The organism is Sphingopyxis sp. Geo48, assembly GCF_949769155.1.
Taxonomy (GTDB): Bacteria; Pseudomonadota; Alphaproteobacteria; order Sphingomonadales; family Sphingomonadaceae; genus Sphingopyxis.
In genome coordinates, this window is record NZ_CATKPA010000001.1 from 744,578 (window position 1) to 763,260 (window position 18,683).

Annotated in this window: 26 protein-coding genes and 2 tRNA genes; 12 read left to right on the forward strand and 16 right to left on the reverse strand. The window is 63.1% G+C overall.

Annotated features, from left to right (window positions below; translation table 11 throughout):
• Positions 1-573: 573 nt before the first annotated feature.
• Positions 574-900, reverse strand: a complete 327-nt coding sequence (locus QOL79_RS03805; RefSeq protein WP_283418673.1) for a hypothetical protein — start codon at positions 898-900, stop codon at positions 574-576.
• A gap of 179 nt (positions 901-1,079) precedes the next feature.
• Between QOL79_RS03805 and QOL79_RS03810 the strand changes: the two genes are divergently transcribed.
• From QOL79_RS03810 to QOL79_RS03820, 3 genes are all read left to right on the forward strand, one after another.
• Positions 1,080-1,754, forward strand: a complete 675-nt coding sequence (locus QOL79_RS03810; RefSeq protein WP_283418674.1) for a hypothetical protein — start codon at positions 1,080-1,082, stop codon at positions 1,752-1,754.
• A gap of 112 nt (positions 1,755-1,866) precedes the next feature.
• A complete protein-coding gene (locus QOL79_RS03815) occupies positions 1,867-2,280 on the forward strand; it encodes a hypothetical protein (protein WP_283418675.1) in 414 nt (137 codons plus the stop codon).
• Positions 2,277-2,651, forward strand: a complete 375-nt coding sequence (locus QOL79_RS03820; protein ID WP_283418676.1) for a hypothetical protein — start codon at positions 2,277-2,279, stop codon at positions 2,649-2,651. The genes QOL79_RS03815 and QOL79_RS03820 overlap by 4 nt, the downstream gene beginning before the upstream one ends.
• Positions 2,652-3,137: 486 nt before the next feature.
• Here the strand turns inward: QOL79_RS03820 and QOL79_RS03830 are convergent, their stop codons facing one another.
• From QOL79_RS03830 to QOL79_RS03870, 9 genes are all read right to left on the reverse strand, one after another.
• Positions 3,138-3,554, reverse strand: coding sequence for a type II toxin-antitoxin system PemK/MazF family toxin (locus QOL79_RS03830; protein WP_283418678.1), 417 nt, complete (start codon positions 3,552-3,554; stop codon positions 3,138-3,140).
• A 101-nt stretch (positions 3,555-3,655) separates the two neighbouring features.
• Positions 3,656-3,991 (reverse strand): hypothetical protein, encoded by a 336-nt coding sequence (locus QOL79_RS03835; protein WP_283418679.1) that lies wholly within the window; start codon positions 3,989-3,991, stop codon positions 3,656-3,658.
• A gap of 195 nt (positions 3,992-4,186) precedes the next feature.
• Entirely contained in the window at positions 4,187-4,360 is a 174-nt protein-coding gene (locus QOL79_RS03840; protein WP_283418680.1) for a hypothetical protein, read from the reverse strand.
• Positions 4,357-4,560, reverse strand: a complete 204-nt coding sequence (locus QOL79_RS03845) for a hypothetical protein (RefSeq protein ID WP_283418681.1) — start codon at positions 4,558-4,560, stop codon at positions 4,357-4,359. Before QOL79_RS03845 ends, QOL79_RS03840 begins: the two co-directional genes overlap by 4 nt.
• Positions 4,553-4,744, reverse strand: a complete 192-nt coding sequence (locus QOL79_RS03850) for a hypothetical protein (RefSeq protein WP_283418682.1) — start codon at positions 4,742-4,744, stop codon at positions 4,553-4,555. Before QOL79_RS03850 ends, QOL79_RS03845 begins: the two co-directional genes overlap by 8 nt.
• A gap of 10 nt (positions 4,745-4,754) precedes the next feature.
• Positions 4,755-5,120: a hypothetical protein gene (locus QOL79_RS03855; protein WP_283418683.1), complete on the reverse strand. Its 366-nt coding sequence runs from the start codon at positions 5,118-5,120 to the stop codon at positions 4,755-4,757.
• Positions 5,113-5,301: a hypothetical protein gene (locus QOL79_RS03860; RefSeq protein ID WP_283418684.1), complete on the reverse strand. Its 189-nt coding sequence runs from the start codon at positions 5,299-5,301 to the stop codon at positions 5,113-5,115. The genes QOL79_RS03855 and QOL79_RS03860 overlap by 8 nt, the downstream gene beginning before the upstream one ends.
• A complete protein-coding gene (locus tag QOL79_RS03865; protein WP_283418685.1) occupies positions 5,298-5,498 on the reverse strand; it encodes a hypothetical protein in 201 nt (66 codons plus the stop codon). Before QOL79_RS03865 ends, QOL79_RS03860 begins: the two co-directional genes overlap by 4 nt.
• Positions 5,499-5,770: 272 nt before the next feature.
• Positions 5,771-6,016 (reverse strand): DNA-binding protein, encoded by a 246-nt coding sequence (locus QOL79_RS03870; RefSeq protein ID WP_283418686.1) that lies wholly within the window; start codon positions 6,014-6,016, stop codon positions 5,771-5,773.
• Between the two features lie 148 nt (positions 6,017-6,164).
• Here QOL79_RS03870 and QOL79_RS03875 point away from each other — a divergent pair, with 148 nt between their 5' ends.
• Both QOL79_RS03875 and QOL79_RS03880 read left to right on the forward strand, forming a co-directional pair.
• Positions 6,165-6,977 (forward strand): hypothetical protein, encoded by an 813-nt coding sequence (locus QOL79_RS03875; protein ID WP_283418687.1) that lies wholly within the window; start codon positions 6,165-6,167, stop codon positions 6,975-6,977.
• Complete coding sequence (locus tag QOL79_RS03880) at positions 6,977-8,191, forward strand: tyrosine-type recombinase/integrase (RefSeq protein WP_283418688.1); 1,215 nt, start codon at positions 6,977-6,979, stop codon at positions 8,189-8,191. Before QOL79_RS03875 ends, QOL79_RS03880 begins: the two co-directional genes overlap by 1 nt.
• Before the next feature lie 29 nt (positions 8,192-8,220).
• Here QOL79_RS03880 and QOL79_RS03885 read toward each other — a convergent pair.
• A tRNA-Leu gene (locus tag QOL79_RS03885) sits at positions 8,221-8,306 on the reverse strand.
• A gap of 89 nt (positions 8,307-8,395) precedes the next feature.
• Here QOL79_RS03885 and QOL79_RS03890 point away from each other — a divergent pair.
• Both QOL79_RS03890 and QOL79_RS03895 read left to right on the forward strand, forming a co-directional pair.
• Positions 8,396-9,340, forward strand: a complete 945-nt coding sequence (locus QOL79_RS03890) for an ABC transporter ATP-binding protein (RefSeq protein WP_283418689.1) — start codon at positions 8,396-8,398, stop codon at positions 9,338-9,340.
• Entirely contained in the window at positions 9,337-10,104 is a 768-nt protein-coding gene (locus QOL79_RS03895) for an ABC transporter permease (protein WP_058454099.1), read from the forward strand. Before QOL79_RS03890 ends, QOL79_RS03895 begins: the two co-directional genes overlap by 4 nt.
• 133 nt (positions 10,105-10,237) lie before the next feature.
• Here QOL79_RS03895 and QOL79_RS03900 read toward each other — a convergent pair whose 3' ends face one another.
• Positions 10,238-10,516, reverse strand: coding sequence for an integration host factor subunit beta (locus QOL79_RS03900; protein WP_204993938.1), 279 nt, complete (start codon positions 10,514-10,516; stop codon positions 10,238-10,240).
• A 208-nt stretch (positions 10,517-10,724) separates the two neighbouring features.
• Positions 10,725-12,440 (reverse strand): 30S ribosomal protein S1, encoded by a 1,716-nt coding sequence (gene rpsA, locus QOL79_RS03905; protein WP_058454098.1) that lies wholly within the window; start codon positions 12,438-12,440, stop codon positions 10,725-10,727.
• A 433-nt stretch (positions 12,441-12,873) separates the two neighbouring features.
• Between rpsA and QOL79_RS03910 the strand changes: the two genes are divergently transcribed.
• Positions 12,874-14,160 (forward strand): adenylate/guanylate cyclase domain-containing protein, encoded by a 1,287-nt coding sequence (locus QOL79_RS03910; protein WP_283418690.1) that lies wholly within the window; start codon positions 12,874-12,876, stop codon positions 14,158-14,160.
• Here QOL79_RS03910 and QOL79_RS03915 read toward each other — a convergent pair.
• Positions 14,144-14,773, reverse strand: coding sequence for a (d)CMP kinase (locus tag QOL79_RS03915; RefSeq protein ID WP_283418691.1), 630 nt, complete (start codon positions 14,771-14,773; stop codon positions 14,144-14,146). The genes QOL79_RS03910 and QOL79_RS03915 overlap by 17 nt on opposite strands.
• Positions 14,770-16,098, reverse strand: a complete 1,329-nt coding sequence (aroA, locus tag QOL79_RS03920) for a 3-phosphoshikimate 1-carboxyvinyltransferase (RefSeq protein WP_283418692.1) — start codon at positions 16,096-16,098, stop codon at positions 14,770-14,772. The genes QOL79_RS03915 and aroA overlap by 4 nt, the downstream gene beginning before the upstream one ends.
• A gap of 125 nt (positions 16,099-16,223) precedes the next feature.
• Here aroA and QOL79_RS03925 point away from each other — a divergent pair, with 125 nt between their 5' ends.
• The gene (locus tag QOL79_RS03925; protein ID WP_282947180.1) at positions 16,224-16,547 is read left to right on the forward strand and encodes an FYDLN acid domain-containing protein; all 324 of its coding nucleotides are present in this window, start codon (positions 16,224-16,226) and stop codon (positions 16,545-16,547) included.
• Positions 16,548-16,690: 143 nt separating this feature from the next.
• Positions 16,691-16,766 (forward strand) — tRNA-Ala (locus QOL79_RS03930).
• A 51-nt stretch (positions 16,767-16,817) separates the two neighbouring features.
• Here QOL79_RS03930 and QOL79_RS03935 read toward each other — a convergent pair.
• On the reverse strand, positions 16,818-17,264 hold the full coding sequence (locus QOL79_RS03935; RefSeq protein ID WP_283418693.1) for an RrF2 family transcriptional regulator: 447 nt from the start codon (positions 17,262-17,264) through the stop codon (positions 16,818-16,820).
• A 146-nt stretch (positions 17,265-17,410) separates the two neighbouring features.
• On the opposite strand from QOL79_RS03935, the gene QOL79_RS03940 reads away from it, so the two are divergent.
• Together QOL79_RS03940 and QOL79_RS03945 are read left to right on the forward strand one after the other, a co-directional pair.
• A complete protein-coding gene (locus QOL79_RS03940; RefSeq protein WP_283418694.1) occupies positions 17,411-17,977 on the forward strand; it encodes a hypothetical protein in 567 nt (188 codons plus the stop codon).
• Positions 17,961-18,677 carry a COG3904 family protein gene (locus tag QOL79_RS03945; RefSeq protein WP_058454091.1) on the forward strand — a complete coding sequence of 239 codons (717 nt, stop codon included), beginning with the start codon at positions 17,961-17,963 and terminating at the stop codon, positions 18,675-18,677. Before QOL79_RS03940 ends, QOL79_RS03945 begins: the two co-directional genes overlap by 17 nt.
• Positions 18,678-18,683 lie beyond the last annotated feature (6 nt).

The window sequence follows — 18,683 nt, forward strand, 5'->3', positions numbered from 1 at the left end:
CGACTGTCAAGGAATCGGCACGCCATATGCCACTAAAATCCTAGGTTTTCTGCCGCGCTGGCTAAGGTATCGCGCGCGTTTCTATATATTAGAGAAGGGACGCTTGCCGGTCGGATAATCGCCCCCGCTTGCCAGGCGCCGGGGTCCAGGCGCATAAGGCTTCCATGAGGGGAATTGGGATCACCGTTGCAATCATGGTTGCGGTCGCAGGCTGTAGCGAAGCGCCCGCATCCAAGGACACGCATCGCCGCGTAAGCGAGAACGTCGTAAAGGTGATGTGCGACAGCGATCCAGAAGAACGGGCGCAGGCCCTTTCCCGCGTTGTCGAGTTGACGAAAGACGTCGGAGATTCGCCCGAACAGGCGGTTTATGATGAGGCGTCAACCTACGCTGACGACGGCTGCCCTAACGCGCCGTCACTTTGATCTAGCCGCGCGCTCGATGCTCCAAAGTGGACTAAAGCCCCGAGCCAACGCCCCCACACGTCGCGGCCTGCTGCGGTCAACGGCGCGGGTCGCGAGCGCCGTTCCCCCCGACAGCACGGCAGATTGATTCAATAGGTTTGCGCGCCGGTCAAGAGCCGCCGACGTCATGCTTGAGCTTGAGCGCGTCGTCGATCTCGACAACGGCGCGGATCGCGAGCGCCTCATCAGGCGAACAGTCGGGGTCATTGAGTAGCTGACGGCAAATTGTGACCAGCTCGTCCCCCATAAACTTGCCGCGCCAATCCTCGAATTTCGGATGGTCCACAACGGACGCGTCATTCACGCGGTTGAACAGCGCCCACAGCGCCGCAGCGGCAGCATCAGCCGCCGCCCTCGCTGCTGAACCGGGATCGGTGGCGCGGGCTTTGAGATTGCGGCGGTAGCGGGCCTGCCGCTCAGCGTTCGATAAAACCATGACCGTTACATAACGGAGCGGAGCAGTCGGCGCAATAGCGTTACGTAACAGGGTTGACTGCTATCGTTAATGGCGTTACGTAACGAACTGCCAAGGCCAGAATCCGAGGCGGGCCGAGGAACGGACGGCAATCCGAACCCCAGCCCTATCGCAAACCCTGACCTAGAGGGAATGACGACATGAAAGCTGATAGCACCAGTGCGCCCGAACGCGCCACCACGTTAAGCACGAAAGAAGCATGGGACGCGGCGTTCGCAGCATGGGAGGCCGCCAAAGCCGCCTACGACGCAGCCGCGAAACTCCACGATGACGACTTCGCCGCCGCAAAGGCGCAGGGCCGCCCGTTTGACGATGACCTCGCCAAACAATGCGACGACGCTGGCACCGTCGAGAGCAACGCACGCTTTGCCCTGATCCAGACCCCCGCGCCTGACTTCCGCGCGCTGCTCCACAAGACCAAGCTGCTCTGGGCGCGAGAGGATGCGACTGGCGAGCGCGAGGAGCATACCGAAGGCTGGCACCGCAAATACCCTGACGCGGTGATTGCCGACATGGTGCGGCTGCAAGCCGAATATGCGGAGGCATGGCTGGCACCGTGGGAACGGGACGGCGGCGTTGCCCTCGTTTGCCCTGACGGCAAGCTGCATCTGTCCTTCCCGACCTATGAGCTTTCGCCCCGCTATGTCGCGCCCGCTGATCACATGGACGAGAGGTTCGCACAGGACTTCATCAGCACAAACGCCCAGCACTACCATTCGACCATGAACGCGCGTGTCGATGCGCTCAAGGCCGTTCCGGGCGGCGTCGATATGGTCAAGGCCCACATCGCTGCCAAGCGGAGCATTTGGGCATGAGCGCGCGCCGGGAAGCCGAGAGCCCGTTGATGACGGCAAAGGCATGGGCGGCCTGTCTGTTCGTCTCATGGCTGGCAATGCAGACCGTCGATCTTGCTTTCTCGGTGCTGCAATGAGCGCGCTGTCCATTCGTATCGGTCGGGGGGCTTCGCGGCTCCCCGCCGACATCGCCCTTGCGCTCATCCCGTCGCTGCCGCGACCGCACCTCGAGCGACTGGTTCAATCCCTCATCGATCGCATGGACGAAGCCGACGGCGATCCTGACCTTGAGGACGCGCTCGACAGCGAGGACGACGTGCCCACCGAGCTTGCGCTTGCTGTAGCCAGTGACGGGCCGGGGTGCGCCATTTCGGACAGCTACGGCATTGACGACGAGGACGGTTGCAACATGCCGTCGTCATATGCCCACGCCGAACGTGGCCCCGGCTGCACAATCAGCGATCCCGACAGGGGCGCGGACGATGACGGGGAACTGACCGGCGACGAGAGCGAGCGGGACGTGACCCCCGCAGGGCGGTTCGGATGAGCGCCGCCGTCGTGAAGCTGCCCACGGCAGCACCGCGCAAGGTCGATAATGGCCGATGGGCGCAGCAGCGGCGCGCGGGCATGGCGATGCGCGAGCAGCAGGGGGTTTTTCACTTCCCGCTCCACCACGACCGCGAAGCCGTCATCAAGGCCGAGCGGCTGGCGGACTTCATGGAAGCCAATCTGCCCTTGCGCGCCGAAATGGCCGTGATCCTTGGGCTGGTCCAGATACTCTCCCCGGATCAGCTAGAGCGCCTTGTCAGTCACGTTATGTCCAGCGCTGACGCTTTGACACTGGTCGAGCTGGCGCGCGCAGATCAATGCACCAGGCATCTGGTTTGGGCCGTAATGCAGCGCCGGGGGCTGGTATGATCGGGGACGGCGCACCCGCACCCGGCCTTAACGCGGGCCTCGTCAAGCGCATCAACGCCTTCTTGCGGGAAGCGGATATGCCGCCGAGCGTCTTTGGCCGGTCCGTGGATCGAGACCCGCGATTGGTCAGTGACCTTCGCAACGGGCGCGAAGCCGGTCCTTCCCTTGTTCGGCGCGTCGATGTTTTCATGCACGATTGGCGCAGAGCCTATGAGGCGGGGCAGGTCTACCGCGCCGGGGACCGCCGATGCAGGAGGGAGGCGGCTTAACAATCTCACGCCAGCGTGAGGTTTCAGGGCAGCGGGTTTCGGCTCGCTGCCCTTTTTTCGTCTGTGATGTGACAAAGCCCCAGCCATCTCTGGCCGGGGCTTTTTGACAAAAAGGCCAACAGCTTGTCATCGCCAGATGGCCCCGCCTAGCAAGCTAGGACTTAAGCCTGATGCCGCGAGGCAGCGCAGGAACGACGTCAATATAAGGTTGATTCGGTTAATTTTCAACGTCGAACCCAAGGGCGCGCCGGACGCAGTTTCTAACCTCTTCTAAATCCTCAGGGTTCAGCCGCATGGAAATGAATTTCCGTCCGCTATCATATGCAACGCGCTGCTCGTATGGCATTGTTAGCCTAGAAAATGCCACTGTAGCGAGCATGTCGCATTTCGCCCACTTTTCTCGGCCCTCATATTTGGGAATGTCGCGGGGCAAGGTTACGAGATGGTGATACTCTTCCACGGGTTGCGGAGGTGTCGTCGACAGCGGCACGACAGTGCAAAGATTATCACGACGCTTCAAGCGCGGCGACACCACGACACAAAGACGTATTTTGGTCATCTCGGGCGCGCGAAACCCGCTGTCGTAGTTGCAAATCAACACCGTCCCGATCTCGGGATGAACCGTAAGAGCCACCTGATAATCCCCTGTCGCCTATTCACTTAATGGGGACAACCTAAAGCATCCGCAACATTTCGGCACTTTAACGATTTCTGGCTCAATTACGGCGCGGTTGCTCACGCGCGAGGGACTTCGTCGCCTTTCGAAGCCAGATAGCTGGCAAGAGGCACCCACGTCGCCCGCCATGCCTTGAACGCGGCTTCATCGGCCGGTGCATGTCCGGCATCGCGCAGAGCCTTTCCGCGAGCAGCGATCCGCGCCTGTAGATCGTTGTCGGCTTCCTGCGCAGCTTCGAGGCTGGCAAACGTCTCTTCGTTGATGTTTTCAGGATCGGCGGTGATGAAGCGCATCAGCTCGCCGTAGGCCCAAGCCTGATTGCGAAACTCGTCCAGCAGAGCGCGGTCGGTGGGATCGTCGCTGGCGATGATGTAATCAACCCATCCTGTCATCATCGCGGGATATCAAGGGCGGCCTAGGAGTGCATCAGGAGATGGAACCAGCGCGGTCCCTTTTACGGTGTCAAAAAATTTAGCGCCGCGGCGCATCGCAATACGCTTCCGAGATACGGCGCACCCCTTTTTATGGTGTCCGAAAATTCTGCGCCGTGGCGGGTGCAACGCGCTTCCGAGACACGCCACGCCCCCTTTTTAGGGCCTGCAAAAATTCCATCCGATGCGTTCGGTGATCAACTGCAACCCCAGTTCGACAGGCGGCGGCCCATCGCGCTTTACCGCCTCGTTGAATTGCGCGCGCGTCATGCCCCGCAGGCGCTCCATCGTCCACACGCCAGCCGGAGCCGCGCCCAATTCAGATTCGTTCATGGCTTCGCCCCTTCGATGTAGCCCGCCCGTGTTTCGCACCATCGGACAATATCCCGGCAGAGCCTCCGACGCTGGCGCAGTTGCTTCGCCTCCCGCTTCGTCTTTGCCGCCGCAATCTGTTCGTCGAGCTTCGGGATCATGGCGCGGCAATCTTGAGCCATCGCATACCCATGCTGGCGGTCTCTCGTGTTGTCAGCCATGCGATGCTCCCTTGTGCTGCGTCTGATCGACGACGGGAAAGCCGGTGGCCTCTGCCAACAGGTGCGCCGTGTCGAACGCGCCCCGGTGGCTGGTGTATGTCGAAGGGCGGACGAACGAGGGCGGCAGGGCATCTACCGGATCGACCCCGACCCGGTAGAAGCTCCCCGCGCGTGAGATGGTCACGCGGCCCACGTTATGCCGCCTGCTCGAACAGATCGCGCTGGCCGTCCTCGACGGGCGGACGCAGGGCAATGTCTTTCCAGACCGTGACCGTCACGCCATGCCCGCCATCGCGGCGACCATCACCGAAGATCAGGCCTTTCTTGTGCAGGCCAGCGAGGCGGGCGCGGATGATGTACAGCTCGATGCCAGTAGCTTCCGCGACTTCATCGCTGGTTGCACCGACAGCGCCGCGCTCCCGTATGAAATCCATGCAGAGGCCTTCCTGCGTGGGCTTTTTGGGATTGGCCGCTCTGGCGCCATCCTTTGACGCCTCGCTGTGTCGCTGAAAGCCGACGCCCTCGTCGGGATAGTCGGGCAGATCGTCGTCATCATGCATGGCGGCCAACCTTTCCTGCCTTGTCGATCGCTCGCGACGTAATGCGGTCGATCCACGCCATCTGCGCTGCCGAAGGGCGCTCGATCCGGCACATTTCGCCCAGGAATTTCCGTTCCTTCGGGCCGAGGGTTGCAGCGAGGGCCATCAGCCAGCGCGCGGTTTGCTGGTGCGGGGCGGTCATGCGTCCACCTCCGCGCCGATCCCCGCCCTCTCGGTCAAGGTCTTGAGCCAGTCCGATTGAGCAGGAGACAGGGGCCGGTCGGGCAGGCCGACGACTTGGCCAAGGAACTGTGCGGCTTTCCATGAAAGCCCGTCGTTCCGGTTCCAGAGGATTTCCTTTGCCGCATCACGCGGCGACAGTTTCGTTGCGACGTTCATTTGCGATATTCCCTTGAGGATGCAGGGCGAACGGGAAGGCTGGCCGCATCGCGGTCAGAGTATCGGCGCCCATGTCGGTTTGAATCGGCCCACGCATCGCGGGCCATCAACAATGCGTTGCCCCACCGACGTGCGTCCTCTAGATGAGTCGGGTCGAGAGGGAGATTGCTGCCGAGCAAAGTCTGTTCGACAAGGGGATTGCGTGAGGTCAAGGTCACGCGATCCCCTAGACGTTTATGGGCCGTCGCCCTTTCGTTGCCACCCATGACGCATTACGCCGCTCTGGCGAGAGGCTTGATCGGGACTTCGCCCCGCGCCATCGCCTGACATTCGGCAAAATTGTGGAAGATGCGCCCGCCAACCGAAATCGGCTGCGGCCCCCACCCCTTTGACGCCCACATGGTGACTGTCTTGGTCGTGCGGTTCACCATTTTCGCCCAATCAGCCCGCGTAATGCGGTTGTCGGGGAAGAGGCGGACATTAACCCGCTCGACGCCAATAGCGCTTTCATTGTCCATACTGTGCTCCTCGACCGGCAGCGGGCCGGTATGCCGGTATCAATGTCTAGGTATGCCCGCATAGCGCTTTATAGTTCTAGGTTGGGTTGCGGACAAGCTGCACGCGTGATATTGGCATATCGGTTTAATCACGGTGGCAGGATTGAAGATGAGCGAATCAAAGAGAGGGCGGCCCGCGCTGCCCGTCGAGCAAAAGCGCCAGCAGATCGGCGTGAGAACGTCCCCCGCTTTGAAGGGCAATCTGGAGCAGGCGGCCAAGGCGAACGGGCGTAGCGTCGCGCAGGAGGCTGAGTTTCGCCTGCTCCAATCTTTCGATGATGAGCGCAGAGCTGGCGGGGAACATACCGACCGGCTGTTGCGTCAGGTCGCCGCAGAAATCGAGGAGATCGAGGCCGTAACGAAAAAGCGTTGGTCGAAAGATTTGACGACTTGGGCGGCAGTCGCTCGCATGTTCGAACGCGGCCCCGTGCGTCGTGCAAGACCGGACAGAACCAGCGACGACGAAATCATTATGGAGGCCTTCGGGCGCTTGCATCAAGCAGAGCAAGAAAAGCGCGAGCTATGTGCGGTTTTAGGCGCGCATCACATCTACGCCCTTGCGGACCTCCCAGAAGATCAGGCTCCACTCAGACGCGCGGCCGGCGGCATTTTTGGCAGCACGATAAACGCGCTGGCGGTCGGGACCGTACCCCCAGGACCACCCGACAGAAGTCGGGAACGCAAGGCGTTGGCAGCGATGGTGGACGACAAGGACACCGCTGCCGAGTTGTCTAAAGTGATCGACCGGATCGAGGAACTGGACGAGATACACAGAAAAGCGAAGGCCGAATGGGAAGCGGCCCGCGAGCCTTACGACCGGGCCGAGGCGGCGGGCCGAGAGCTTTATCGCCAGATGTGGCAGCGGCGAGCGCAAGAGCTTTTCCAGCAGGGTGATTACAGCCTTATGGGCGAGGCATTCTAATGGCACTCCGGTTCCAGCGTCTCACGCGGCCCGCTATCCGAGCGCTCGACAAGGGGCAGCGCATCAACGAGCATGGCATAACTGCCGAACGCATGGGCAACGGCGATGTCCGGTTCTCGGTCAACATCATGGCCGACGGGGTGCGCGTTCACCGCGTTATCGGTCGCGAGAGCGAGGGCGTGACCCGTGAACAGGCGGAGCGCGCCATTGAAGCCCTGCGGACCAAGGCAAGGGAAGGGAGGCTAGACCTACCAACCGGGCGCAAGGTGCATCGCCTGTTCCGCGAGGTCGCGACTGACTATCTTACCCGCCTCACCGACACGCTAGGCCCGAACGACAAGGGGTTTCGCGATCTGCCGAACAAAAAGCGGCACATTGAGCAGCACCTTATCCCATATTTCGGCAACACACGCGCCGACAAGCTCAAGGACTTCGCGATCAAGCACTATGCCCGGCACCGGGAAGAGCAGGGGGTGAAGCAGGCGACCATCAACCGGGAGCTATCGACGCTCAGCCACATGCTGCGTCGCGCGATCCAGTGGAAATGGATCAAGGCCGAGGACCGCCCGGCCATCACCAAGGGCAAAGAGGCAAAAAAGCCCATCACCGTCCTGACCGCGAAGCAGCAAGCGGCATTGATGAAAGCCGCAGTTGCCGATCAAGACCCCACGACATGGCTGTTCGTCGCGTTCGGCCTCAATGCCGCCATGCGCCACGGCGAGATATTGCGGGTGCGCTGGGCCGATGTCGATTTCGCACAGCGCCGCATCCACATCACCGAGGCGAAAGCGGGGGAGCGGTGGCAACCGATCACTGCCAGCCTGACCGCCATGCTGGAGCGCGAGCGCGGGCAGCGCAACGATTCGGATGTCTATATCTTCCCGACGACCCGGAGCGATGCGAAGCGCCCCCACCGATGCAGCATGGCGAAGCAGTTTGCCCGTGCGGTCAAGAACGCTGGCCTCAGCACAAAGAAGGTGACACCGCACGTCATGCGACACACGGCCATCACGGCGCTGGTTGCCGCCAAGGTGGACTTGCCGACCGTGCAGCGGATCAGCGGCCATAAGACTATGCAGATGGTCCTCAACTACACGCACATCTCTGACAGCCATGTTGATGCCGCCATCGACGCCATCGACACCGGGAATCTTGACGCGGTTACACCAGAACTACACACGGCGCCGAAAAGGGCCGCGAACAACGCCGCATAGGGGAGGCCATTTCTCCCCTATTATCAATCTGGTGCGGACGGCGGGACTTGAACCCGCATGTCACTAGGACGGCAGATTTTAAGTCTGCTGCGTCTACCGATTTCGCCACGTCCGCTTGGCTTGCGGGTCAAGCCGATGGTCCGGTGGAGGTCAAGCGATGTTTGCGGCTTCCCGCTGCGCGGCCGCTCGGCTAGACGCGATGGCATGACTGCCGTCCTCGACATTTCCGGCCTCGGAAAGACTTACAAGAGCGGGCACCAGGCGCTGGCCGGTGTCGACCTTACCATCAACAAGGGCGAGATTTTCGCGCTGCTCGGGCCGAACGGCGCGGGCAAGACGACGCTGATCAGCATCGTCTGCGGCATCGTCACGCCGAGCGCGGGGACGGTGACCGTGGGCGGGCACGATCATGCGCGCGATTATCGCGCCGCGCGCTCGATGATCGGGCTGGTGCCGCAGGAACTGCATACCGACGCGTTCGAGAAGGTAATCACGACGGTGACCTTTTCGCGCGGGCTGTTCGGCAAGCCCAGCGATCCGGCCTTCATCGAGCAGTTGCTCAAGGATCTGTCGCTCTGGGACAAGCGCAATGCGAAGATCATGGAGCTGTCGGGCGGCATGAAGCGCCGCGTGATGATCGCGAAGGCGCTGAGCCACGAGCCCGATATCCTGTTTCTCGACGAACCCACCGCGGGTGTCGACGTCGAGCTGCGCCGCGACATGTGGAACATGGTGCGCGGTCTTCGCGAGCGCGGCGTCACGATCATCCTGACCACCCACTATATCGAAGAGGCCGAGGAGATGGCCGACCGCGTGGGGGTGATCAGCAAGGGCAGGCTGATCCTTGTCGAGGAGAAGGAGGCGCTGATCAAAAAGCTGGGGCGCAAGACGCTGACCCTCAACCTCGCCGACCCGCTGGATGCGGTGCCCGCCGAACTGGCCCAGTGGAATCTGGTGCTCGCCGGCGAGGGACATGAGCTGGTCTATGAATTCGACAGCCAGGCCGAGGCGACGGGCGTGCCGTCGCTGCTGCGGCGGCTGAGCGACCTCGGCATCCAGTTCAAGGATCTCCACACCGAACAGAGTTCGCTCGAGGATATCTTCGTCGGGCTGGTACATGAGACGAAGACCGAGGAACGCGCCGCATGATCAAGAATTTACGCGGCATTCGTGCCATCTATCTGTTCGAAATGGCGCGCTTCGGGCGTACGTTCTGGACCAGCCTGATGCTGCCCGTGATCACGACGACACTCTATTTCGTTGTCTTCGGCTCGGCGATCGGCAGCCGGATGAGCGACGTCAGCACCGTGCCCTATGGCGCGTTCATCGTGCCGGGCCTGATGATGCTGACGATGTTCACCGAAAGCATCAGCAACGCGAGCTTCGGCATCTATATGCCCAAATGGACGGGGACGATCTACGAGATGCTATCCTCGCCGATGTCGCCGCTCGAACTGCTGATCGCCTATGTCGGCGCGGCGGCGACGAAATCGGTGATCATCGGTGCGATCATCTTTGCGACCGCGCATTTCTTCGTCGATGTGCAGGTGGCGCACCCGCTGCTGATGGTCGCCTTCATGATCCTGATGGCGGTGACTTTCTGCCTGTTCGGCTTCATCATCGGTATCTGGGCGCAGAGTTTCGAGCAGTTGCAGGTGATCCCGCTGCTCGTCGTCTATCCGCTGACCTTTCTGGGCGGTGCTTTCTATTCGCTCGACATGCTGCCCGCGGCGTGGCGTGCGGTCACGCTGTTCAATCCCGTCGTCTATCTGATCAGCGGCTTTCGCTGGACCTTCTTCGGGCAGGGAGATGTCGGGATCGAAGTCAGCATGGGGGCGGTTGCGCTGTTCCTGGCGCTATGCCTGGCGGTGATCTTCTGGGTGTTTCGAACGGGTTACCGCCTCAAGAATTGAGACTGCGATCCTGCCTCTTCCGCGGCATTGCCAGGCGCGAAGCGATGCGTCGATCCACGGTGTGCGCTCACCGTTCGGGTTGCTTCGCCCGGCTTTCGCCGGGTTCGCAATGACGAAGGTTTGAGACGCGCGATCAGTCGTTCAGACGCTCGCGCATTTCCTTGCCCGGCTTGAAATAAGGGACTGCCTTGGCTTTCACAGCCACCGGAGCGCCGGTGCGCGGGTTGCGGCCGGTGCGCGATTCGCGGGAGCGGGTCGAGAAGGCCCCGAAGCCGCGGAGTTCGACGCGGCCGCCTGCGGCCAGTTGATCCACGATCGAATCAAAAAAGGCGTCGACGATGCGTTCGACCTCTTCAAGGCGCAAGTCGCTGTTTTCGCTCGCGATCTTTTGAACCAGTTCCGACCGGATCATTTGCTTCCCCTTGACATATCACGCGCACCCCGCGGGATGCAGGCCATCCGGTCTTTGCCGGTTCGGATTGCGTGAGGACCCCTCCCAACGCGGGCTGGAGAGTATCATGAATCACTGTTCGGTCAAAATATATCACTGAAAGAAAAAGGCCCGCGAAGGGACACTTCGCGGGCCTTTTCTGTTGCCTGACGGCAGAGGGACGAAATTATCAGTCCTTCTTGCCAGCCTTCAGCGCTTCGCCGAGGATGTCGCCGAGCGATGCACCCGAGTCCGACGAGCCGTACTGCGCGACGGCTTCCTTCTCTTCGGCGATCTGCATTGCCTTGACCGAGAAGCTGGGCTTCTTCGAACGGTCGAAGCCGGTGACCATTGCGTCGAACTTCTGCCCGACCTGATAGCGCTCGGGGCGCTGTTCGTCGCGGTCGCGGCCGAGGTCGGCGCGCTTGATGAAGCCGGTGGCGCCATCTTCGCCAGCCTGCACTTCGAGGCCGTTGTCGCGGACTTCGAGGACCGACACGGTGACGACGTCGTTCTTCTTCAGCGAGCCCGAACCGGCAGTGTTGGCGCCGCCAACGGCCGGAGCGCCCTTTTCAAGCTGCTTGATGCCGAGGCTGATGCGTTCCTTCTCGACATCGACGTCGAGCACGACGACCTGCACATTCTCGCCCTTGCGGTGGAGGTGCAGCGCTTCTTCGCCCGAGATGCCCCAAGCGATGTCCGACATGTGAACCATGCCGTCGACGTCGCCCGGAAGGCCGATGAACAGGCCGAACTCGGTAGCGTTCTTGACTTCGCCTTCGACGACCGAACCGACCGGGTGAGCCTCGGCAAAGGCGCCCCAGGGGTTCGACTGGGCCTGCTTGAGGCCGAGCGAGATGCGGCGCTTGTCGCTGTCGACTTCGAGAACGATGACATCGACTTCCTGGCTGGTCGAAACGATCTTGCCGGGGTGGACGTTCTTCTTGACCCACGACATTTCGCTGACGTGGACCAGGCCCTCGATGCCGGGTTCGAGTTCGACGAACGCACCATAGTCGGTGATGTTCGTGACCGTGCCCGACAGCTTCGCACCGACCGGGTACTTGGCGGCGACGCCTTCCCACGGATCGCTTTCGAGCTGCTTCATGCCGAGGCTGATGCGCTGCGTGTCGCGGTTGATGCGGATGATCTGGACGCGGACGGTGTCACCGATGTTGATGACTTCGCTCGGGTGGTTGACGCGCTTGTAGCTCATGTCGGTGACATGGAGCAGGCCGTCGATGCCGCCCAAATCGACGAACGCACCATAGTCGGTGATGTTCTTGACCGCGCCTTCGATGATCTGGCCCTCTTCGAGGTTCTGGATCAGGCCCGAACGCTGCTCGGCGCGGGTTTCCTCGAGGATGGCGCGGCGCGACACGACGATGTTGCCGCGGCGGCGATCCATCTTGAGGATCTGGAAGGGCTGCGGAAGGTCCATGAGCGGGCCAACGTCGCGCACGGGGCGGATGTCGACCTGGCTGCCGGGAAGGAACGCGACGGCGCCGCCGAGATCGACGGTGAAGCCGCCCTTGACGCGGCCGAAGATAACGCCTTCGACGCGGGCTTCCTTGTTGAATTCTTCTTCCAGGCGGTCCCAGGCGGCTTCGCGGCGAGCGCGGTCGCGCGACAGCATGGTTTCGCCATTGGCGTTTTCGACGCGGTCGACATAGACTTCGACTTCGTCACCGACCTTGAGGTCGGCCTTCTGGCCCGGCATCGCGAATTCGCGAAGCGGCACGCGGCCTTCGCTCTTCAGGCCGATGTCGATCACTGCCAGGTCATTTTCGATCGCGGTCACGGTGCCCTTGACGACGCGGCCTTCAAAGCCGCCATCAGCACCACCCAGCGATTCGTCGAGCATCGCGGCGAAATCGTCGCGCGACGGAAAAGCCGTAGAGGCCATATGGGTTCTTCCTTACTTCATCTGTTCCGGCCAAGCGGTTGGTTCCGCTGGTCTTTTGGCCGATCTGTCCTGCCCGCCGGATGCGATGCAGGACATCCTTCCAGCCTTTGCCAATCGGGGCAGGAGCAAAGCAAAAAGGGCGCGACGAGTGCATCCCGTCACGCCCGACGCTCATGTTCGAAGAGCGGCGGTTTGTCCGTGCCTCGACCGGCCAAAGCCTGTCGGACGGCGGGCATATATGGCGGAGGGTGCGCAAAAGCAAGGCGAAACCTTGCTTTCATCGTCACCCCGGACTTGATCCGGGGTCCATGCCCTCGCCGCTGGAATCGACCCCGGGTCAAGTCAAAGGCGACGAGGAGGGGCGCGCGCCGAAGGTAAACTCCATCGTAAGACCTTGCTTATAGATTATCCCACGCAATCGAGAGGGGTCTCCATGCAGGTGATGTCGCACGGCCAGTTCGCCGATCCGGCGGTCGAGGCGCGATTCCAGGAAACGGCGCGCACGCTGCGCCTGCCGTTCGTGCGCATCTATGGCGTGTTGTTCATGCTGGTGGCGCTGGCCTACACGATCGTCAATCCGCTGCTGGTCAATCCGGTCGATACGGCGAAGCTGGCGGTGCTGTTCGGGGCGATGATCGCGCTCGCGGGCGCCTATATCGCGTCGACCTTCTGGTCGGGCTATATCGCGCGGCCGGGGTTGGATTTTGCGGCCCTGCTCGGGATCGTCTTCCTGCTCGGCCATATCAACCTGATCCTGTTCGACGAACTGATCGACATGCAGGAGGAGATGCACGCGGTCGGGGTGATGAACCGGCTCGGGGTCAGCGCCTTTGCCGCCGTCGTGCTGGCGGGCCGCCCGCGACTCTTCCTGTTGTGGCTCGGGCTCGACCTGTTCGTCTTTCTCGCAACCGTGCTGCCGGTGCAGAGCCATGACGCGGGGATGTGGTACGCGCTGCTCAGCTATTCGAGCGGGGCCGTCATCATGCTGGCGATCAACGTCGCCATCGACCGGTCGAGCTGCGGCGCCTTCGCGCTCGCCGAGGCGCTCGAGGCCGAGCGCCGGAAGAATGAGGAACTCGTCTATAACATGCTGCCGCCCGCCGCGGTCGAGCGCATCCGCGATGGACGGATGGTCGCCGACGCCTATGCCGACGCGAGCGTGATCTTCATCGACATGGTCGGCTTCACCAAACTCGCGAAGCGCGTGTCGCCGGGGCATCTGGTCGAAGTGCTCAATGCCTTCTTCAACCATGCCGACGCCTGCGCGGCAAAGCATGGGGTCGAGAAGGTCAAGACGATCGGCGATGCGTATCTCGCGATCGCGGGTGGCAATGTGACGAGCGGGAACAGCGCCGATTCCGCCATCGCCTTCGCGCGCGATGTGCTGGCGGGCGTCGCCGAGTTGCAAGCAGTGGCGGGCACCGACGTCGGCCTGCGCGTCGGCATCCACAGCGGGCCGGTCGTCGGCGGCGTCATCGGCGCGACGCGGATGGCCTATGATTATTGGGGCGAGACCGTGAACATGGCGGCGCGGCTGGAAGGCACGGCGCCGGTCAACGGTATCGCGATTTCGGAAAGCACCTGGCTGCGCGCCAAGGATCGCGCCGCTTTCGGGCCGCCGCACAACGAGATGCTGAAGGGCATGGGCGAGACTTGCGTCTATCACGCCGGGCCTGCCCCCGAGCGTCAAACGCTGCCCGAGATCAGCTGGGTCGCCTGACCCTTTCCTCGACGAAGGCGATCGCCGCCGCGATCGCTTCGTTGATATCCATATCGCTGTTGTCGAGCAGCAGCGCGTCGTCGGCGCGGAGCAGCGGTGCGTCGGCGCGGCCGGTGTCGCGCGCGTCGCGGGCGTGGACGTCGGCGAGGACCGCGTCATAGGTCGCATCGACCCCGCGCGCGCGCATTTCGGCATGACGACGGCGCGCGCGTTCTTCGGGCGAGGCGGTGACGAACAGCTTGGCGTCGGCGTGCGGCGCGATGACCGTGCCGATATCGCGCCCGTCGAGCACCGCGCCGCCGGGCTGGTTCGCGAAATCGACCTGCCGCTGGAACAGCGCCTTGCGTACCGCCGGGTGGATCGACACGCGGCTCGCGAGGCCGCCGGTGCTTTCGTAGCGGAGTGCGGGATCGTCGAGCAGCGTGTCGGGGAAGTGGCAGGCGGCGAGTGCGTCGGCGGCGTTGTCGGGATCGCCGTGGCCGAGCTGCGTCTGATAGCCGACCGCGCGATAGAGCAGCCCGGTGTCGAGTACGGGCAGGCCGAAATGGGCGGCCAGCGCGCGCGCAATCGTGCCCTTGCCCGACGCGGTGGGGCCGTCGACGGCGATGATCACGCCTGCAGCCCTTCGAGCAAAGCCTCGAAATTCGGGAAGCTGGTCGCGACGGGCGCCATGTCGTCGATTTCGACCGGCGCCTTGCTGACGAGCCCCGCGACCGCAAAGCTCATGCAGATGCGGTGGTCGAGATGGCCGGCGATGGTGGCCCCGCCGGGCACCGGGTCGCCGCCGGTGCCGTCGATGATCAAGCCGTCCTCGCTTTCTTCAACCCGCGCGCCGATGGCCTGCAGACCCGCCGCCATGACGGCAAGGCGGTCGCTTTCCTTGACGCGCAGTTCGTCGAGGCCGGTCGTGACGGTGCGACCCTCGGCAAGCGCAGCGGCGATAAAGAGGATCGGGAATTCGTCGACCATGCTCGGCACGACGGCCGGGTCGATCTCGATACCTTTCAAGGCACTGTGGCGGACGCGAAGGTCGGCAACGGGCTCTCCGCCGACTTCGCGCGCGTCGAGCAGGGCGATATCGCCGCCCATCGCCTGCAGCACCTCGACGAGGCCCGCGCGCGTCGGGTTGAGCCCGACATTCGCGATGGTGACGTCCGATCCGGGGACGATCAGCGCGGCGACGATGAAGAAGGCGGCCGACGAGGGGTCGCCAGGCACGACGATCGTCTGCGGCTTGAGTTCGGCCTCGCCGCGGATGCGGATGTGGCGCGTGCCGTCGGTGTCGGTCTCGACGGTCAGGTCGGCGCCGAAGCCCCGCAGCATCCGTTCGCTGTGATCGCGCGTCGGGACGGGCTCGATCACTTCGGTGATGCCGGGGGTGCTGAGGCCGGCGAGCAGCACCGCGCTCTTCACCTGCGCCGACGCCATCGGGAGACGGTAGGAGAGAGGAACGGCCGGCGCGAGGCCTCGCACCATCAGCGGCAGGCGGCCGCCCGGCGACGCGCCGATATCGGCGCCCATCTGTGACAGCGGATCGATCACGCGGCCCATCGGGCGGCCCGACAGGCTGGCGTCGCCGATAAAGGTGGTGGTGATCGGGTGGCTCGCGACCAGGCCCATCAGCAGACGGGTCGAGGTGCCGCTGTTCCCCATGTCGAGCGCTTTGCGTGGCTGGAGCAGCCCGCCGACCCCTACGCCGTCGATGACCCATTCGCCATCGCCCCGCCGCTCGATGCCCGCGCCCATCGCGCGCATCGCGGCGGCGGTTGCCAGAACATCGTGACCTTCGAGGAGCCCGGTGACGCGACTGGTTCCGACCGCGAGCGCCGACAGCATCAGCGAACGGTGCGAGATGCTCTTGTCACCGGGAATCGCGATCCTACCTTTGAGCGGAGCGGAGGCGGAAAAGCGGCGCGGGCGGGCGGTCTGGTCTGTCATGGCGTGCGGCTTTTGACAGCGGGCAAACAATCTGGCAAGGCGCACGCCAATTTGGCGGATGGCCCTGTCGGCGCTGTCTCTCTTCCGAAATTCCTATCCTTTCTTCAGAGGTTTACGAGGCTGTTATGGTAAAGGCTGAATGGGGCGCGAAGCGCAGCTGCCCGAAATGTGCCACCCGATTCTATGATCTGACCAAGGACGATCCGGTCACCTGCATCAACTGCGGTTATGCATGGCTGCCGGAATCGGTCCTGAAATCGAAGCAGCCGATGCCGTTCGAGGAAGTCGAAAAGCCGGGCAAGGTCGCGGCCGAACCGGCGGCGGATGACGATCTGGATCTGGACGTCGATGTCGATGAGGACACCGATTCGCCCGATAACGACGTCGATCTGGGCGGCGACGACGATCTGGGCGTCGCGACCGGCGACGACGAGGACGAAGAAGGCTGATCTTCTGGAGTTCGATACGCAGGGGATCAAAAAAGCGTCCTCGAACGCATTTGGCCCCTTGCATAACGGACGCGCGCTGGTAAAGGCGGCGTCCCGGTCGCACTAGCCAAGAATATTGGCCAGGGCGATCCTGAAAATGGCACGGGGCCTTAGCTCAGCTGGGAGAGCGCTACAATGGCATTGTAGAGGTCAGCGGTTCGATCCCGCTAGGCTCCACCATTACAAAAGGCCCGCGAAAGCGGGCCTTTTTTGTTGCGTTGACTGGAGCGGCTATTCCGCCGCCTCGTCCTTCTCGAACAAAGGTTCGAGCTCGATCGGGTCGGCGAGGGTAATGCGGTCGAGGATCGAGGCGGTGTCGTCGCGGACCTTCAGCATCAGGCTGCGCAGCCGGCATTCGGCTTCCGGCAGGCAGTTCTTGCAATGCTCGTGCGCGTTGCGCGCGGCACAGGGGACGAGCGCGAGCGAGCCGCGCGTCAGGCGGACGAGGTCGCCATAGCTGATGTCGATCGGCGGCAGCGCGAGCTGGTAGCCGCCGTCGCGCCCGCGCTGCGAGATGAGCAACCCCTCGCGCGCCATTTCGGACAGGATCACGGTCAGGAATTTGGGCGGGATATTCTGCGCTTCCGCAATATCCGCGAGCTGGACCTGCCCCTTGCCCCAGTGATCGGCAAGATGCTGGAACGCGCGGATCGTATAACGGGTCTTTTGCGAAAGCATGGGGCGTTACTGTGACATATTCAGCCTTAATTCAACCTGTCTGCATGACATTTCGCCGGTTGTTGATGAAAATCACAGCAGATGGCATGAATTGATGCGACAGGGGTCGCGAGTTGCCCGATAAGGGTGCGGTGAGGGACGGTTCGATGAAGCACAGATTATGGGGTGCCCCGGCCATGATGGCGGCCTGCATACTCGCCGTGGCTCCGGCGCAGGCGCAGTTCGGCAGCATCTTGCGCAAGGTGACGACGCCGAGCCCGGCGCCGACGTCCAGCGACAGCGACAATGGCGGCTGTCCGAAGGGCAAGAAGGGAAGCGGTGCGGGCCGTGCGATCATCGGCGGCGTACTCGACAGCGCGATCGGCAGCGCGGCGAGCAAGGCCGGCGTCTACAGCTATGTTCCGATCGCCGAGGTCAGCGGCACGCTGACCAACGCCATCGCCTGCAAGCTCGACCCGAAGGAGCAGGTGCAGGCGGCAGCCGCGACCGAGCAGGTGACGCGCAGCGGCGACGTCGGAGAAACCGCAAACTGGACCAGCACGACGCGCGAGAATGTCAGCGGATCGTCGACCGTCGCGTCGAAGAACCAGCTCGCCGACGGCACCAGTTGCATGAACGTTACCGACGTGGTGATCGTCGAGGGCGAGGAAACGCGGGTTTCCAAGAAAATGTGCCGCGGTCCGGGACAGTCGCGCTATGTCCTTGCGGCCTAGGATCGCGCGCGTCGCGCTGGCGGCCGCCTGCCTCGCTAGCCTGACCGGCGCAGCGAAGGTCAAGATGGACCCTGCGAACCCGACCTGTCCGGCCGCGCCCGGCTGGTCGGCGAATCCGACGATGACCTTCACGCCGGCGACCAAGGGCGGCACGAAGGTGCTGCTCGCCGAGGGGCGGATCGATGCCGGCGCCCCCGACCGGCTCAAAAAGGCGCTCGAGGCCAATCCCGATGTCGGCGAAGTCTGGCTGAGCTCGCCCGGCGGCGATGCGCGCGCGGGCAACGCGGCGGGGCGCATCATCCGCTCGAACTTCGGGTTGATGACGCGAATTCCGGCGGGATGGGCGTGTTTCAGCGCGTGCAACTTCATCTTCATGGGCGGACAGCCGCGCGTGATCGATCCCGGCGGGCTGTTCATCGTCCATATGTTCACGCGTACCGGCGATCGCCAGTCGATCGACATGAGCGTAGCGATGGGGACCGACGCGACCAAGGAGCTGATCGGCGACATCGAACAGGATGCCGCACTGCTGGCGAGCGAGGACAATGATTTCCTGATCCGCATGGGGGTGTCGCGCAAGCTGCTGACCGAGGTGATGTACCGGCAGAAGGCGATCGCCAATGCCGAGGACAAGTCGACGCGCCGCTGCCTGACCCAGGCCGAGGTCAAGACCTATAACGTTGCAAATAACAACGAATAGGATAGG